This is a genomic window from Brachybacterium fresconis (assembly GCF_017876515.1).
Lineage (GTDB): Bacteria > Actinomycetota > Actinomycetes > Actinomycetales > Dermabacteraceae > Brachybacterium > Brachybacterium fresconis.
The window spans coordinates 4,041,108-4,057,710 of record NZ_JAGIOC010000001.1 but is presented as its reverse complement, the minus strand read 5'-3'; the positions used below and the strand labels follow the sequence as shown (position 1 = coordinate 4,057,710).

At 71.6% G+C, this 16,603-nt stretch carries 14 protein-coding genes; 9 read left to right on the top strand and 5 right to left on the bottom strand.

What is annotated here, in order from left to right; all coding sequences use genetic code 11:
* The first annotated feature begins 1 nt into the window (after position 1).
* Complete coding sequence (locus JOF44_RS17970; protein WP_209894749.1) at positions 2–700, top strand: response regulator transcription factor; 699 nt, start codon at positions 2–4, stop codon at positions 698–700.
* Positions 701–788: 88 nt separating this feature from the next.
* Here the strand turns inward: JOF44_RS17970 and JOF44_RS17965 are convergent, their stop codons facing one another.
* Positions 789–1,283 (bottom strand): hypothetical protein, encoded by a 495-nt coding sequence (locus tag JOF44_RS17965; RefSeq protein WP_209894747.1) that lies wholly within the window; start codon positions 1,281–1,283, stop codon positions 789–791.
* A 256-nt stretch (positions 1,284–1,539) separates the two neighbouring features.
* On the opposite strand from JOF44_RS17965, the gene JOF44_RS17960 reads away from it, so the two are divergent.
* The 3 genes from JOF44_RS17960 (at position 1,540) to ilvA (ending at position 3,803) form a co-directional block, all read left to right on the top strand.
* On the top strand, positions 1,540–2,022 hold the full coding sequence (locus tag JOF44_RS17960) for a CarD family transcriptional regulator (protein ID WP_114856532.1): 483 nt from the start codon (positions 1,540–1,542) through the stop codon (positions 2,020–2,022).
* Positions 2,023–2,164: 142 nt separating this feature from the next.
* Positions 2,165–2,464 (top strand): PTS sugar transporter subunit IIB, encoded by a 300-nt coding sequence (locus JOF44_RS17955; RefSeq protein WP_209894744.1) that lies wholly within the window; start codon positions 2,165–2,167, stop codon positions 2,462–2,464.
* A 22-nt stretch (positions 2,465–2,486) separates the two neighbouring features.
* Positions 2,487–3,803, top strand: coding sequence for a threonine ammonia-lyase IlvA (gene ilvA / locus JOF44_RS17950; protein ID WP_209894735.1), 1,317 nt, complete (start codon positions 2,487–2,489; stop codon positions 3,801–3,803).
* Between the two features lie 39 nt (positions 3,804–3,842).
* Here the strand turns inward: ilvA and galE are convergent, their stop codons facing one another.
* Together galE and JOF44_RS17940 are read right to left on the bottom strand one after the other, a co-directional pair.
* Positions 3,843–4,841, bottom strand: a complete 999-nt coding sequence (galE, locus tag JOF44_RS17945) for a UDP-glucose 4-epimerase GalE (protein WP_209894733.1) — start codon at positions 4,839–4,841, stop codon at positions 3,843–3,845.
* Between the two features lie 21 nt (positions 4,842–4,862).
* The gene (locus JOF44_RS17940) at positions 4,863–6,332 is read right to left on the bottom strand and encodes a GuaB1 family IMP dehydrogenase-related protein (RefSeq protein WP_209894731.1); all 1,470 of its coding nucleotides are present in this window, start codon (positions 6,330–6,332) and stop codon (positions 4,863–4,865) included.
* 98 nt (positions 6,333–6,430) lie between these two features.
* Here JOF44_RS17940 and JOF44_RS17935 point away from each other — a divergent pair, with 98 nt between their 5' ends.
* Complete coding sequence (locus JOF44_RS17935; RefSeq protein WP_209894729.1) at positions 6,431–8,770, top strand: LCP family protein; 2,340 nt, start codon at positions 6,431–6,433, stop codon at positions 8,768–8,770.
* 22 nt (positions 8,771–8,792) lie between these two features.
* On the opposite strand, the gene JOF44_RS17930 is transcribed toward JOF44_RS17935, so the two are convergent.
* On the bottom strand, positions 8,793–10,220 hold the full coding sequence (locus JOF44_RS17930) for a mycothione reductase (protein ID WP_209894727.1): 1,428 nt from the start codon (positions 10,218–10,220) through the stop codon (positions 8,793–8,795).
* 137 nt (positions 10,221–10,357) lie between these two features.
* Here JOF44_RS17930 and JOF44_RS17925 point away from each other — a divergent pair, with 137 nt between their 5' ends.
* From JOF44_RS17925 to JOF44_RS17910, 4 genes are all read left to right on the top strand, one after another.
* The gene (locus JOF44_RS17925; RefSeq protein ID WP_209894725.1) at positions 10,358–12,745 is read left to right on the top strand and encodes an ATP-binding cassette domain-containing protein; all 2,388 of its coding nucleotides are present in this window, start codon (positions 10,358–10,360) and stop codon (positions 12,743–12,745) included.
* Between the two features lie 43 nt (positions 12,746–12,788).
* Entirely contained in the window at positions 12,789–13,568 is a 780-nt protein-coding gene (locus tag JOF44_RS17920; protein ID WP_209894723.1) for an MBL fold metallo-hydrolase, read from the top strand.
* Positions 13,569–13,603: 35 nt separating this feature from the next.
* Positions 13,604–14,560: a putative RNA methyltransferase gene (locus tag JOF44_RS17915; RefSeq protein ID WP_209894721.1), complete on the top strand. Its 957-nt coding sequence runs from the start codon at positions 13,604–13,606 to the stop codon at positions 14,558–14,560.
* A gap of 120 nt (positions 14,561–14,680) precedes the next feature.
* Positions 14,681–15,508, top strand: coding sequence for an HAD hydrolase family protein (locus JOF44_RS17910; RefSeq protein ID WP_209894719.1), 828 nt, complete (start codon positions 14,681–14,683; stop codon positions 15,506–15,508).
* An 88-nt stretch (positions 15,509–15,596) separates the two neighbouring features.
* On the opposite strand, the gene JOF44_RS17905 is transcribed toward JOF44_RS17910, so the two are convergent.
* Positions 15,597–16,421 carry a hypothetical protein gene (locus JOF44_RS17905; protein WP_209894717.1) on the bottom strand — a complete coding sequence of 275 codons (825 nt, stop codon included), beginning with the start codon at positions 16,419–16,421 and terminating at the stop codon, positions 15,597–15,599.
* Positions 16,422–16,603: the final 182 nt, after the last annotated feature.

Here is a 16,603-nt window from a genome sequence, read left to right as displayed (position 1 = left end):
CATGACGCGGATCCTGATCGTGGAGGACGAGGAGTCGTTCTCCGATCCCCTGTCCTACTCGCTGCGCAAGGAGGGATACGAGGTCGCGGTCGCCGACAACGGCACCGACGGCGTGCGGATCTTCTCGGTGCACGGCGCCGACCTGGTGCTGTTGGATCTCATGCTGCCGGGGATGAGCGGCACGGAGGTCTGCCGGGAGATCCGACGCACCTCGAGCGTCCCGGTCATCATGCTCACGGCGAAGGACGACGAGTTCGACAAGGTCCTGGGGCTCGAGCTGGGTGCCGACGACTACGTGACCAAGCCGTACTCCTCGCGGGAGCTGCTCGCCCGCATCAAGGCGGTGCTGCGTCGCGGCCAGGACCCGACCGAGGTCGAGGAGGACGCGACGCTGACGGCGGGCGGCATCATGATGGATGTCGAGCGGCATGTGGTCCAGGTCCGCGGCGAGGACGTCTCGCTCCCGCTGAAGGAGTTCGAGCTGCTGGAGATGCTGCTGCGCAATGTGGACCGGGTGCTCACGCGCGGTCAGCTGATCGACCGGGTGTGGGGCGCGAACTACGTGGGCGACACCAAGACCCTCGACGTCCACGTCAAGCGCCTGCGCGCCAAGATCGAGGACGATCCCAAGAATCCCGTGCACCTGGTGACGGTGCGCGGATTGGGCTACAAGTTCGACTCCGCCGGGACCGCCGGCTGACTCTCCCATGAAGAACGCCCCGCAGCCTGGCTGCGGGGCGTTCCCGAGGTGGTCGTCGGAGCCCTGGGCTCCGCTGAGCGGGTCCCGCTCAGGCTGCCTCGGGCGGGCCGTAGTGCTCCAGCGAGACCGGCATCACCGGAACCTTGATGGTGGTGGTCTCGCCCGCCGCCGTGACCTCGAGGTCGATCAGCTCGCCGGGCTTCGCGGGCAGCTCGGTGATCGGGACGTCCTGACGGCCCTCGCCGGGGCCGACCTCGGCGGTCTCGCCGGCCGGGACGGAGACGGAGGTCGCGAAGATGGTGGTGCCCTCGGCGACGCCCTCCAGCTCGACCGTCGTGGTCTCCTCCGAATAGTTCTTCACGGTCGCCGAGAACGTCGGGTTGCTGCCGTCGGCATCGGAGACGATGAGCGCGTTGCGCACGCCGGCGTAGAGCCGGCCCGCCTGCTCGATGTTGGCGTTGTTGCCGTCGCCCGCCTGGTAGAACTCGTGTGTCTGCACCGGACTGAAGTAGGCGCACCCGGAAGCAGAGAGGGCGAGGCCCACGGCTGCTGCAGAGAGCACGAGACGGCGAGTACGGCTCACGGGGGACTCCTGTTCGGTGCCGCTGAGGACGGCGGGACGTTCTGGGGACAGCCCTGACAGGTTACCCCACCTCGGCACCGGATCCGGCCGTCGCGGCGGGATCCCGCGGACCGCCCCCGTGCCCTGGGCTCATGACGCCCTCGTACGGTCCCCCGGGCCAGCAAGAAAGGGCCATGAACTGCGGATTTGCGCGAGGGCGCGGATCCTAGCACGGCACACCGGTGCTAGACTGGCCCGCGGAAAGGGGACCCACCACATGAATTTTGCTGTCGGCGAGACCGTCGTCTACCCGCACCACGGTGCCGCACTCATCGAGGAGGTCAAGACCCGCACCATCAAGGGCGAGGATCGCACCTACCTCAAGCTCAAGGTCGCCCAGGGCGATCTGACCATCGAGGTCCCTGCTGACAACGTCGACCTCGTCGGCGTGCGCGACGTCGTGGACAAGGAAGGTCTCGACGAGGTCTTCGAGGTGCTGCGTCAGCCCTACACCGAGGAGCCCACCAACTGGTCGCGTCGTTACAAGGCGAACGTCGAGAAGCTGGCCTCCGGAGACGTCAAGAAGGTGGCCGAGGTCGTGCGCGATCTCTGGCGCCGGGATCAGGACCGCGGCCTGTCCGCCGGGGAGAAGCGCATGCTGGCCAAGGCGCGTCAGATCCTGGTCTCCGAGCTCGCCCTCGCGGAGAAGACCGATGAGGCCGATGCCGAGTCGATCCTCGACGAGGTCCTCGCCTCCTGAGCATCCACCCTCGGGTTCCCGCGTGCCCGCCCGGACACGCATGACAGAATCGATGATCGCCGGGGTGCCGTGGCACCCTGCCGACCTGCACGCCCCGGGGCCGTCGACCGGCGCCCCGTCCTCGACCGCCTCAGGAGTTCGCATGCTCACCATCGCCATCGTGTGCGGCGCGGGGATCGCCACCTCCGCGCTGGTCGCGGAGCAGGTGCGCGATCACCTCACGTCCCGCGGCCGCGACGCCCACGTGGTCCAGGCCACCGTGATGGACCTGCTCTCGGCCGATTTCCACGCCGACCTCGTCGTCAGCACCGTCGGACTGCCCCCCGCCCTCGGGATCCCCCAGATCTCCGGCATGCCCCTGCTGCTGGGCACCAATCCCCAGGTCACCTACGACGACATCGACCGCGTCCTGGCTCGGATCGACGGCGATACCACGGCCTGACCCGGATCGGCGAGGAGGAGCGATGACCACCGAGAGCACCACCATGGCCCTGACCGCCGAGGACGTGGAAGCCGCCGCGGAACGCCTGGCCCCGGTGCTGCGGCGCACCCCTCTGCACCGCAGCCGGCGCCTCAGCGAGCTCGCCGGGGTCCCGGTGTGGCTCAAACGCGAGGACCTGCAGTCGGTGCGCTCGTACAAGCTGCGGGGCGCTCAGCTCTTCCTCGACACCCTGGACCAGGCGTCCCGGGAGGCCGGGGTCGTGGCGGCCAGCGCCGGCAACCACGCCCAAGGCGTCGCCCAGGCCTGCCACACCCTCGGCATCCACGGCCGGATCTATGTCCCCGGCAGCACTCCGCGCCAGAAGCGCGAGCGGATCACCGCGATCGGCGGGGACCTCGTCGAGCTGGTGCTGGTGGGCGATACCTTCGATGACGCCGCCGAGGCCGCGGCCGACGACGCCGACCGCACCGGCGCCACCCAGGTCCCGCCCTTCGACCACCCGACGATCATGGCCGGACAGGGCACCGTGGCTCTCGAGGCCGTGGACCAGCTGCGCACCGAGCAGGGTCGTGAGGTCGGCACGATGGTGCTCCCCGTGGGGGGCGGCGGTCTGCTGGGCGGCTGCGGCGCCTGGTTGCGGGAGCGCACCCCGGCGGTGCGGATCGTCGGCGTGGAGCCGGCCGGTGCCGTGTCGATGGCGGCGGCCCTGCGAGCGGGGCATCCCGTGACCCTGCACGAGATGGACCGCTTCGTCGACGGCGCCGCAGTGCGTCGGGTCGGTGGGGAGCCGCTGCGCATGGTGCAGGCCATCGAACCCGAGCTGACCGCGGTCGACGAGGGCGCGGTGTGCACCGAGATGCTGGAGCTCTACCAGGTCGACGGCATCATCGCCGAGCCCGCCGGGGCCCTGGCCGCCACCGCCGTCGCCACCGGCGGGATCGAGCACCTGGGGCTGCCGGCCGCGGACTCCGCCTCCCCGGGGGAGGAGACCGGCGACATCGTGGTGGTCCTCTCCGGCGGCAACAACGACGTCTCGCGGTACCACGAGATCATCGAGCGGTCCCTGGTCCACGAAGGGCTCAAGCACTACTTCCTGGTCACGTTCCCGCAGGAGCCGGGGGCGCTGCGCCGGTTCCTGGACCGCGTGCTGGGGCCGAACGACGACATCGTGCTGTTCGACTACATCAAGCGCAACAACCGCGAGGAGGGGCCCGCGCTGGTGGGCCTCGAGATCGGCGATCGCCGCGACCTCGAGCCGCTGATGTCGCGCATGGCGGCCTCGAACATGGACATCGAGCGCATCGATCCCCACGATCCGATCTACCGCTACCTCACCTGAGCCGCCCGAGGGCGGCCCGACCGTCGCGGGCCTCTGCCGTCAGGCCCCGGGGTAGGCCTCGACATCGGCGGTGACGGTCCGTGACCGGGCCTCGACCGCGGAGCGGACGATGTCATCCAGTCCGTGCTCGGATTTCCACCCGAGCTGCGCAGCGATGCGGTCTCCCGAGCAGATCAAGCGGGCCGGGTCCCCGGCGCGCCTCTCCCCCATCTCCGGCGTGATCTCGATGCCCTTGGCGCGGGCGATCGCGTCGATCACCTCGAGCACGCTCGAGCCCTCCCCGGTCCCGACGTTGAACACCCGGTGGGGACGGTCCTCGCCGCGCAGGTAGTCCAGCGCCGCGATGTGCGCATGGGCGAGGTCGAGGACGTGGACGTAGTCCCGGATGCAGGTGCCGTCCGGGGTGTCGTAGTCGTCGCCGAAGACGACGGGGGCCTTGCCCTGTTCGAGGCGGTCCAGCACGATCGGCACCAGGTTCATCACGGCGGTGTCGGCGAGCTCGGGCCACCCGGCGCCGGCGACGTTGAAGTAGCGCAGCGCGACGGTGCGCATGCCGTGGGCACGTTCGGAATCGGCCAGCATCCACTCCCCCACGTACTTCGTGGCGCCGTAGGGGTTGATCGGCCGCGGGGTGAGGTCCTCGGTCACGAGGTCCACGTCCGGGATGCCGTAGACGGCCGCCGACGAGGAGAAGACCACGTCCCGCACCTCGGCGCTCGCACAGGCGGCCAGCACGTTGGCGAGACCGCCAATGTTGTCGTGCCAATACATCTCGGGGTTCGCCACGGACTCCCCGACCTGCTTGTGCGCGGCGAAGTGGATCACCGAGTCGGCCCCGGAGGCGCGCAGCTGGAAGGCGAGCTTCTCGCTCGCGTCGGGCCCGGTGATGTCGAGATCGATCAGCTCGGCGCCCTCGGTCCGCGCCAGGATCCCCGTGGAGAGGTCGTCGACCACGAGAACCTTCTGCCCCTGGTCGAGGAGGAGTCGCACCACGTGCGATCCGATGTACCCGGCGCCACCGATCACGAGAGTCGTCATGGGAGACATCCTACCGGGCCGTCAGCTCCAGGAACCGCTCACCGGACGCCCCTCCGCGTACCCGGCGGCGCTCTGGAGGCCGATCACGGCCCGCTCACGGAACTCCGCGGTGCTGGTGGCGCCCGCATAGGTGAAGGAGGAGCGCACCCCGGCGGTGATCTCGTCGATCAGGTCCTCCACCCCGCCGCCGGTCTCCGCCAGGTACATGCGCGAGGTGGAGATGCCCTCCTCGAACAGACCCTTGCGGGCCCGGGCGAAGGCGTCCTGGTGGGCGGTGCGGTGGGAGACGGCGCGCTTGGAGGCCATGCCGAAGCTCTCCTTGTAGCGGCGGCCGTTCTCGTCGGCCCGCATCTGGCCGGGGGACTCGTAGGTCCCGGCGAACCAGGAGCCGACCATCACGTTGGACGCCCCGGCGGCGAGCGCGAGCGCGACGTCGCGGGGGTGGCGGACGCCGCCGTCGGCCCACACGTGCCCGCCCAGGCGCCGCGCCTCGGCGGCGCACTCCAGGACGGCGGAGAACTGGGGGCGGCCGACGCCGGTCATCATCCGGGTGGTGCACATGGCGCCGGGGCCGACGCCGACCTTGACGATGTCGGCACCGGCCTCGATCAGCTCGCGGGTCCCCTCGGCGGTCACGATGTTCCCGGCCGCCAAGCGCACCGGTGTCGCATCGCGGTCCCCGAGCACCTTCCGGGCGGTGCGCAGGGCGTCGAGCATCTTGTCCTGGTGTCCGTGGGCGGTATCCAGCACGATCACGTCGGCACCGGCGGCGACCAGCTCACGCACCCGGGTGGAGACGTCGGCGTTGATGCCGACGGCGACCGCGACCCGCAGCTGACCGGCGGCGTCGGTCGCGGGGCGGTAGATGGTCGAGCGCAGCACGCCCGTGGCGGTCAGCACGCCGCGCAGCGCGCCGCCTGCCGCCGCGGACTCGACGACGACGGCGGCATCGTGGTGGGTGGCGGCGATGCGGGCGTGCAGCTCGGCGGGAGCGACGTCGAGGTCCGCGGGCTGCAGGACGGGAACGTCCGTGCTCAGCACGTCGCCGACCGGGGCGAAGGAATCACGGCCGGCGATCTCCTCCGCGGAGATCGTGCCGACGGGTCGGCGCTGCTCGTCGATCACGACGACGATGCCGTGGGGGCGCTTGGGCAGCAGATCGGCGGCTTGGCCGAGGGTGCCGTCGACCGTGAGGGTCAGGGGGTGGTCCACCAGCAGGTCACGCTGCTTCACGGAGCGGATGATCGAGTCGATCCGCTCCGACGAGAGGTCCTGGGGGAGCACGGCGAGTCCGCCGCGCCGAGCCATGACCTCCGCCATGCGACGGCCGGAGACCGCGGTCATGTTCGCGGCGATCAGCGGGATCGTGGTGCCGGTGCCGTCATCGCTGGAGAGATCGACATCGAAGCGGGAGGTGATCGCGGAACGGGCGGGCAGGAAGAAGCAGTCGTCGTAGGTCAGGTCCGTCGACGCGGTATGGATCAGGCGCATGGTGCCAGGATACGGATATCGGCCCGTCATACGACCTGCACCAGGTTCTCACAGGCAGATGCGAGACGATCCGTCCTCGTGAATCTAGGATGTAGCGCATGATGGACCCCTCCTCGGCCTCCCGGCGCCGGCGACGTCGATCCGGCAGACACCAGGAGCCGGTCCGACGCGCCCCGTCGTCGCCCCTGCCACCGGACCAGGCGCGACGGAATCGAGAGGCGGCCTTCGGCACCCCGAACCCCAAGCGGACGTGGATCGGGGGCACGGCCCCGTCCGCGGAATCCGGAGCCCCCGCTCCCTCCGCGTCGAGCTCGTCCTCGCTCTCCGGCGCAGCAGAGTCCTCCCCCGCTCCCGCAGAAGAGCCCTCACCCCCTCCGGCGGCGGAGTCCGCACCTCCCGCGGCGGCAGAGCCCTCGCCCCCTCCGGCAGAGACTTCACCCCCTCCGGAAGAGCCCGCGACCCCCGGCGGATCCTCCGCCGACCCGTCACCGCGTCGGCCCCGGGGCCGACGCGCCGCCTACCCGCTGGCCGCGGACGGCACCCCGGCGGCCGCATCCGCGCAGGGCGCCGCCGGCCAGGAGGACACCGACCACGCGAGCTCCTCGACGTCGGCCTCCGCGCCGTCGCCCTCGCGCCCCTCGTTCTCGCGCCCGCTGCGCGGCAACGCGCCGGTGCACGACGCCTGGTCGCAGGAGGCGACCTCGAGCGAGCACGACGCCTGGTCGGACTCGCTCGCCCCCCGCAGCTCGTCCGAGCCCGCAGCACCCGGCGACGGCCCCACGGAGCCCGATCCCCCCGCCGCCGTCGACGCCGCCGACTCCTCCGCCGCCGTCGGCGCGGCTGCGGCGACGACGGACGACGGCTCCCTGCCGAAGGTGGCGTTCTGGACCGTCCTCACCGCGCTGCTGCCGGGCTCGGGCCTGGTCACCACCCACCTGCGACGCATCGGCTGGGTGCTGCTCGCGATCCTGGCCCTCGCTGCCGTGACGCTGACGGCCTTCCTGGTCATCGGCGATCCCGTGCGCAACGGCATGATGCTGCTGACCAATCGCTCCATCCTGATCGGGATCCTGATCACGATCGTGGTCGTCGGGCTCGTCTGGGCGCTGCAGATCGTGGCGGCGAACCTCGTCCACTCCCGCCGCGAGCAGCTCGCGGGGACCAAGCGGTACCTCGCCCTCGCTCTGGCCGCCCTCATGGTGGTGGGAGTCGCCCTCCCCTTCGGGCGCGGCGTGCAGTCACTGTGGGCCGCGCAAGGGCTGCTCGGTTCGACCTCCGTCTTCGGCGGCCGGGACGGCGAGGGTCGGACGCTCGCGGAGGGCAAGGACCCCTGGGCGAACACCGAGCGGGTGAACGTCATGCTGCTGGGCCAGGACGCCGGCGCCGACCGCACCGGAACCCGTCCGGACACGATCATGGTCGCCTCGGTCGATACCGAGACCGGCCAGACCGCCCTGTTCTCCATCCCGCGAAACCTCGAGAAGGTCGAGTTCCCGGAGGGGACCCCCGCGGCGGAGGAGTTCCCCGACGGCTTCGACTACTACGGTCCGAACCAGGACCTCATCAACGCGGTGTGGACCTGGGCGGAGGAGCATCCCGATCTCTTCCCCGGTGATTCCAACCCGGGGCTGACGGCCACCCGCTGGGCGGTCGAGGAGACCCTCGGCCTGGACACCGATTACTACGCGATGGTGAATCTGCAGGGCTTCGAGGACATCGTCAACGCCATCGGCGGCGTCGACCTCGTCGTGGAGCGGCGCATCCCCATCGGCGGCGGCGCGGGTCCGATCGACGGCTACATCGAACCGGGCTCGCAGAAGCTCGACGGCTACCATGCCCTGTGGTACGCCCGCTCCCGCGAGGGCTCCAACGACTTCGACCGCAACTGCCGCCAGCAGCGCATCGTGCGAGCGGTGGCCGAGGAGGCCGACCCGGCGACCCTGGCCATGTCGGTCCCCCGTCTGGTCTCCGCCACGGAGGCGAACATCCAGACCGACATCCCGGTCTCGAACCTGGACGCCTTCGTCGACCTCGCCCTGCGGATCAAGGACGGCGGCTTCACCTCCTACCCGATCACCCCGGACGTGACGCCCTCGGGCGATCCGGACTACGAGTACCTCGAGTCCTGGGTGCAGGCCTCCATCGAGGACTCCATGAAGCAGGACCCGCCGGAGTCCGTGCTCGGGGAGACCGAGCCCGGTTCGACCGATCCCGCGGAGACCGGTGCCGCCCCCGAGGAGGAGGGCTCCTCCGACGACACCGCGGACTCCGAGGAGCAGACCACCGAGGAGCAGACCACCGAGGAGCAGACCACCGAGGAGGAGACCCCGACCGAGGAGGAGTCCTCATCGGCCGAGGCGGCCCCGACGGATGCTCCGGAGATCGACCACGATCCGCTGCAGTCCTGCCTGCCCGGAGGCGACGCCCAGCAGGGCTGAGCGAGGCTGCTGCGCCGGGGAGTCAGTCCACCAGCTGGAGCAGGGCGTTCTCGATCAGCTCCGGCATCGCCGGGTGGATCCAGTACTGGGCGGTGGCGATGTCCCGGGCGGTCTGCCCGGTGCTCATCGCCTGGATCATCAGCTGCACCAGGGTGGTGGCCTCGGGGCCGATGAGGTGGGCGCCGAGGATCTCGGTGGTCCCGGCATCGGCGATGAGCTTCACGAAACCGGTGGTGTCCTCCATCGCCCAGCCGTAGGCGATCGAGGCGTACTCCTGGACGGCGACGGTGATGTCGCGGCCGCTGCGGCGGGCCGCCTCCTCGTCCATCCCGACCCAGGCCACCTGCGGGTGGGTGAACACACCGCTGGGGATCGGCATCGTGTCGGAACGGCGCAGCTGCTCGGGATGCAGGATGTTGTGCCGCACGATGCGCTGTTCGTGGTTGGCGACGTGCTTGAGCTGGTGGTCGCTGGAGAGGTCGCCCAGGGCCCAGAGGCCCTCGAGGACCTCGCCGCCTGCGAGCACCCGCTGGTGGGCGTCGACCGCGACACGGCCGTCCTCGGTGGTGTCGATGCCGGCGGCGGAGACGCCCAGCAGGTCGGAGTTGGGGCGACGCCCCGTCGCGACGAGCAGCTCCTCGGCGCACAGCACGACCTCCTCGCCGTCGCGCGTGCCGCGCAGCTCGACCCCGCCGGCGGTGCGGCGCACCGAGGCGGTCGACAGGCGGGTCTCCAGGTGCAGCCGGTCGCCGAGGATCTCGGTCAGCCGTGCCGAGATGTCGGCGTCGGCCGTGCGCAGCACCCGCTCGGAGCGGGCGATGAGCGTGACCTCCACGCCGAGGGAGGCGAACACGTGCGCCATCTCGACGGCGATCACACCGGAACCGAGGATCGCGAGCGAGGAGGGCAGGCGGTCGATCCGCATGATCGTGTCCGAGGTGTGCGGGGCCGACTCGGCGAGACCGGCGATCGGCGGCAGCGTCGGCCGGGAGCCGGCGCCGAGGACGATGGTGTCGGCGCTCAGGGTGCGCTCGGCGCCGTCCGACTCCTGCACGCGCAGGGTCTTCGCTCCGGTGAAGGTCGCGGTGCCCCGCAGCAGGGTGAGGTTCGCGTTGTCCGAGTGGTCGCGGCGATACACCTCGCCGCCGGCGGTGATCGGGTCGATGCGCCCGAAGATGCGGTCGCGGATCGCGGGCCAGTCGACGTGGCGCAGCTGCTCGGTCAGCCCGAAGCGGCCGGCCTCGGAGGGGGTCGCGGCGAGGTTCGCGGTGTGCACGAACATCTTCGTGGGGATGCAGCCGAGGTTCAGGCAGGTCCCCCCGAACACGTGGTCGGGACCCACCCCACGGTCGATCTGCACGATGGAGCGGCCCGCGAACTCGGGCCCCGGGAAGGAGTTCGCGGAGCCGGAGCCGATCAGGGCGATGTCGAAATGCGTCTCGTCGGTCACCGCTCCAGGCTATCCGCCCGGTGCCGGACCGGGGCTCCGGTATCACGACGCCGAGACAGGGATGCGGGGGCCGGTACTAGGATCGATGATCGCAGCGTCCGATCCGGTCGCCCGCAGGCCGAGCCCCTGGAGGATCGATGACTCCCGCCGCCGCCGACCACCGCCCTGCCGACGCCCATGACGTGATCCGGGTGCGCGGCGCCCGGGAGAACAATCTCCGCGACATCTCCCTCGACCTGCCCAAGCGCCGTCTGAGCGTGTTCACCGGGGTCTCCGGCTCCGGGAAGAGCTCGCTGGTGTTCGGGACCATCGCCGCCGAGTCCCAGCGGATGATCAACGAGACCTACAGCTCGTTCGTCCAGGGCTTCATGCCCTCGCTCGCCCGCCCCGACGTCGACGAGCTGCAGGGGCTGACCCCCGCGATCATCGTCGACCAGGAACGGATGGGGGCCAACATGCGCTCCACCGTCGGGACCGTCACCGACGCGGGCTCCTACCTGCGCACCCTGTTCTCCAAGCTCGCCGAGCCGCACGTCGGCGGGCCCGGCGCGTACTCCTTCAACGTCCCCAGCGTCACCGCGTCCGGGGCGATGACCGTGCAGAAGGGCGCGAAGACCATCGCCGAGAAGACCACCTTCTCCCGGGTGGGCGGCATGTGCCCGCGCTGCGAGGGGATGGGCGAGGTCTCCGACGTGGATCTCACCGAGCTGTACGACGAGGACAAGTCGCTGGACGAGGGCCCGTTCACGATCCCGAACTACGCCGCCGGGGGCTGGTACCAGAAGCAGTTCGCCGCCTCCGGCTTCTTCCCCTCGGACCGGCCGATCCGGTCCTTCACGAAGCGTCAGCTGCACGACTTCCTGTACAAGGAGCCCACGAAGGTGAAGATCGACGGGGTGAACATGACCTACGAGGGTCTGATCCCGAAGATCCAGAAGTCGATGCTGTCCAAGGACCGCGACGCGATGCAGCCGCACGTGCGGGCGTTCGTGGACCGGGCCGTGAAGTTCATCGTCTGCCCGGAGTGCGAGGGGACGCGGCTGGCGGAGCACGCCCGCGGCGCGCGGATCGACGGCGTCTCGATCGCCGACGCCAGCTCCCTGCAGATCACCGACCTGGCCGCCTGGGTGCAGGCGCTGCGCGCCCGGCACACGGGGCCGACGGTCGCCCCGCTGCTGGGCAACCTCTCGGCCCTGCTGGATTCCTTCGTGACGATCGGACTGGGCTATCTCTCCCTGGACCGCTCCTCCGGCACGCTCTCCGGCGGCGAATCCCAGCGCACCAAGATGATCCGGCACCTCGGCTCGGCGCTGACCGATATCACCTATGTGTTCGACGAGCCCACCATCGGGCTGCACCCGCACGACATCGCGACCATGAACCAGCTGCTGCTGGCCCTGCGGGACAAGGGCAACACGGTGCTGGTGGTCGAGCACAAGCCCGAATCGATCGCCATCGCCGACCACGTCGTCGACCTCGGCCCGCGCGCCGGCGTGCACGGCGGGGACCTGCAGTACGAGGGGGATGTGATGGGTCTGCGGGCTTCCGACACCCTCACGGGGCGCCATCTCGACCGCCGCGCCACGGTGAAGGACGAGGTGCGCGAGCCGACCGGTGCCCTCGAGATCCGCGGCGCCGACCAGCACAACCTGCGCGACGTGGACGTGGACGTGCCGCTGGGCGTGCTCACCGTGATCACCGGGGTGGCCGGCTCCGGCAAGAGCTCTCTGGTGCACGGCTCACTGCCCCGCGGCGCCGAGGTCACCGTGGTCGATCAAGGAGCGATCCGGGGCTCGCGCCGTTCCAACCCCGCGACCTACACGGGCCTGCTGGAGCCGATCCGCAAGGCCTTCGCGAAGGCCAACGGGGTGAAGCCCGCGCTGTTCTCCAGCAACTCCGAGGGAGCCTGCCCGGTGTGCAGGGGCGCCGGGATGATCTTCACCGAGCTCGGCTTCATGGAGACCGTCACGACCCCCTGCGAGGAGTGCGAGGGCAGGCGGTTCCAGGCCTCGGTGCTGGAGTACACCCTCGGCGGGGCGAACATCGCCGACGTGCTGGAGATGTCCGTCGAGGAGGCGCTGACGCTGCTGACCTCCCCGGCGGCGAAGGTCCCCGCGGCCGCGAAGATCCTGCGCCACCTGGAGGAGGTCGGCCTGGGATATCTGACCATCGGCCAGGGACTGGCCACGCTGTCCGGCGGCGAGCGGCAGCGGCTCAAGCTCGCCACCCGCATGGGCGACACGGGCGGGGTCCTGGTGCTCGACGAGCCGACGACGGGCCTGCACCTGGCCGACATCGACACTCTCCTGGCCCTGCTGGATCGCCTGGTGGACTCCGGCCGGACGGTGATCGTCATCGAGCATCATCAGGCCGTCATGGCCCATGCGGACTGGATCATCGATCTCGGGCCCGGGGCCGGTGTCGACGGCGGCCGGGTCGTGTTCGAGGGGACGCCGTCCCAGCTGGTCGCCGACGCCTCGACCCTGACCGGGACGCACCTGGCGCAGTACGTGGGGCAGGGCTGAGTGCTGAGCGGAATGCTGAGCTGAGCGCCGGACCGGGACCGCCATGCGCATCCACCACCTGAACTGCGGGACCCTGCACCCCGGGGGTGCCGCGATGGTGTGCCACGTGCTGCTGCTGGAGGCCGATGCGCGCCTGGTGCTGGTCGATGCCGGTTTCGGGAGCGCCGACGTCCGTGATCCGCGCCGGCTGGGGCCGATGCGGCATGTGCTCGGGGCAGCGCTGCGGGAGGAGGAGACGGCGTCCGCGCATGTCCGCGCGCTGGGCCACGATCCGGCGGCGGTCACCGATATCGTCCTCACCCACGCCGATCTCGACCACGCCGGCGGAATCGGCGACTTCCCCTCCGCCCGCGTGCACCTGACGGCGATGGAGCACGTCGCGGTCCTCCGCCGTCGCGGCCTGCGGGAGTCCCTGCGCTACCGTCCCGCCCAGTGGGCCCACCGGCCCGAGGTCGTCGGACATCCGCCCGGCGACGGTCGCTGGCACGGAGTGGCGGGCGTGCTCGAGCTCGCCGAGGTCGCCCCGGGACTGCTGCTGGTGCCGCTGCCGGGCCACACCGCCGGGCACGCGGGGGTCGCCGTCCCCGTCGAGGACGGGTGGCTGCTGCACGCCGGGGACGCCGCGCATTCCGCGGCCTCGCTGCGCCCGGGCGACACCCGGCCCGACGTGCACCTCCGCCAAGGACTGCTCGCCCACGACACGGCGGCGCTGCGGCGCACGCAGCGGGCCCTGTCCGCCCTCGCGGCCGACGGGGGCGTCCGCATCCTGACCGCCCACGACCGCGACGCCTGGGAGCGGGCACCGGGCGACGGGAGCGCGTGAGCACCCGAGCGGGCCGGCACGGATATCCTGCCGTCGTGCCCTCTGCCGTCCCCGCTGCCCTGCTCGACGCCCTCGACATCCTGCGCTGTCCCACCTGCGGCGCACAGCTGACGGTGCGCGATCGGAGCCTGCACTGCTCGCAGCGGCACACCTTCGACATCGCCCGGGCCGGGTACGCCTCGATGCTGGGCGGCGGCGGGGCCAGGAGCGGGGACGACGACGAGATGGCCCGGGCCCGGGAGCGCTTCCTGGGCAGCGGAGCCTATGCCCCGCTGCTCGCGGCGATCGCCGAGCTCGCGGAAGCCGCCGTCCCGTCCCTGGCCGTCACGGAGCCGCCGCGCACGTCGCGCTCGCCCGGTCCGTCCGTCCCCGCCGTGCAGAGCCCGTCGGCCGGCCCGGACCCGAGCGGCGCCGCTCCGACCGTCCTGGACATGGGGTGCGGCCCCGGCTATTACCTCGCGGGGCTCCTGGACCGCTTCGAGGGAGCCCGGGGGCTCGGAGTCGACACCTCGGCGCGCTCCCTGCGCTTCGCCGCCCGCGCCCACGACCGGGCGGCCGCATGCTCCGGGGATGTCTTCGCGCCGTTCCCGCTCGCCGATGACTCGATCGACCTGCTGGTCGACGTGTTCGCCCCGCGTCATCCCGCCGAGTTCGCCCGGGTGCTCAGGCCGTCCGGGGCCCTGGTGGTCGCGCGTCCGGGGGCCGATCATCTCGCCGAGCTGCGGGAGGCGATCCCGGGCATGGTGTCGATGGATCCGCGCAAGGAGGAGCGCCTGCACGGGGCGCTCGAGCCGTTCTTCGACACGACCGCGACGCGCGAGCTGACCTATGAGCTGCCGCTGGACGAGGCACGGGCGCGGGACCTGGTGGCGATGACCCCGAGCGCCCGTCACGTCCCTCAGGAGACCCTCGCCCGGTCGCTCGCCGAGCAAGACTCCTCGATGTCCGAGGTCACCGTCTCCGTACTGATCAGCACGCACCGCCGGCGCTGACGGCGCCGGTGGTGGGCGCTCAGTCGTGCGGCGTCCTGTGCAGCATGGGCACGGGCCATGGCGCACGGGAGCAACGATTAAGCTGGACGGCCTCATCCCGACCTCTCCGAGGAGACCCCTGTGGCCGACCGCCGCTGCGTGTTCATCGACTTCGACGGCACCCTCGCCGAGCAGGGCGTGGTCCCGCGCGAGCACGCCGAGGCCGTCCAGCGCGCCCGGGCGGCCGGGCACGTGGTCCTGCTGTGCACCGGGCGCCCGGTCTCGATCGTGGTGCCCGAGGTCGCGGCGCTGTTCGATGGGGTGATCGCCTCCGCGGGCGGATACGTCCGCCTCGGCGATCAGGTGCTGCACGACGAGCGCTTCCCCGCCGCGCTGGGCCACCGCACCGTCGAGGTGCTGCGCGCCCATGACGTCGCCTTCGCCCTCGAGGCGCCCGACGCGCTGTGGTGCACCCCGGCCTCCGCCGAGCGGATCCGCGCCCGGATGCGCCCCGTGCCGGAGGAGGCGGCCGAGGGGATCGGACAGGGCCCCCGGGACATCATCGCCGCCGTCCGCGTGCGCGAGGACCTGGCCGACTGCTCCTTCGCGAAGATCTCGCTGTGGGACTCACGGGCACCGATCGAGCAGCTCGCGGCCGAGTGCGGGCCCGAGGTCGGGGCGCTGCCCAGCTCGATCACGACCGACGACCTCTCCTCCGGGGAGCTGCACCTGCTGGCGGTGGACAAGGCCGACGGGATGCACCGGGTGAGAGCACATCTGGGAATGGACCGGGACTCCACCATCGCCATCGGTGACGGGATGAACGATCTGGGCATGCTGCGGGAGGCCGGGACGGCGATCGCGATCGCCGGCGCCCCCGCCGAGGTCCGGGCGGCGGCGGAGCTCGAGGTCCACGGACCGGCCCAGCACGGGGTCTCACGAGCGTTCACCCAGCTCGGCCTGGGCTGAGACCCTTCCCTCGCGGCAGCCGTGCACAGTGCTCGGTCGCCGGGCGCGGACGGGTGCCGGGCACAGCAGGTGCCGGAGGCGGGCGCTCTCAGCCGTGTCGGCGCAGTCCGATCAGCACGAGTCCGGTGGCCGCGACCAGGGCGCCCACCCCGAGCAGGATGACGCCCTGCGGCGTCACGTCGCCTGTGAAGCGCTGCTCGAAGGCCTGCACGATGGGCCCGAGGAAGGCCGCCTGATCGACCCGGTCCGGCACCAGGTCCGTGATCCGCTGGGCGAGGGCCCAGGTGGCGAGGCCGGCGATCATGGTGCCCAGACCCGCCGTCATCAGCATTCCCCGACGGCGACGGGCGATCAGCAGGGCCAGCACCGCCAGGCCCAGCGCGATCGGGCCGGCCCGCTGCGCCCAGGGGTCCAGGATCGTGGCGTGGGTGAGCAGCGGGACGTCGGGGATGGTGGCGATCGTGACGGCGGCGGAGTCCGGTCGCGGGACATCCAGGAGGGGCACCTGGTCCTCGACGCCGGTCAGCAGCGCGTCGATCACCGGGGCGAGGTCGACCTCGAGCTCGGAGGTGCCCGGGGAGAACAGCGCTCCGTGCAGTTCGATCATCGCGGCATCCCATACGGTGGTGTAGACCTCGGTGTCGGTGGCCCGGGCGGCCTGCTCCTGAGCGATCGGCGTCAGCGGGTCGGAGATCCATTCCGGCATGTTCTCGTCGCTGAGGATCGTCTCCACGGCCCCGTCGGTCAGGGTGCGCTGGAACGCAGGGTCATCCGCGAGAGGCTGGGTGATCTCCAGGAACCCGCTCCGGTCCACGACATGTGACTGCAGCCAGACGGCGGGCAGCCAGAGGCTGGCGAGCACGGTGGCGGCGATCAGCAGCAGGACGGCGAGGAGATCTCGGACGGTGGACACCGGCCCCACGGTACCGGGCGCCGTCCGGGAAGGTTCTCAGCGGGCTCCCCCGGCTCCCGGTCCGCATCGCCGGCCCCAGCGGACGCCGCGGGCCCCAGCGGATGCCGCCGGCCCCAGCGGATGCCGCACGCCCCAGCCGGCGCGAGAACGGGAACGGCCCCGTCCCACCGAGGTGGAACGGG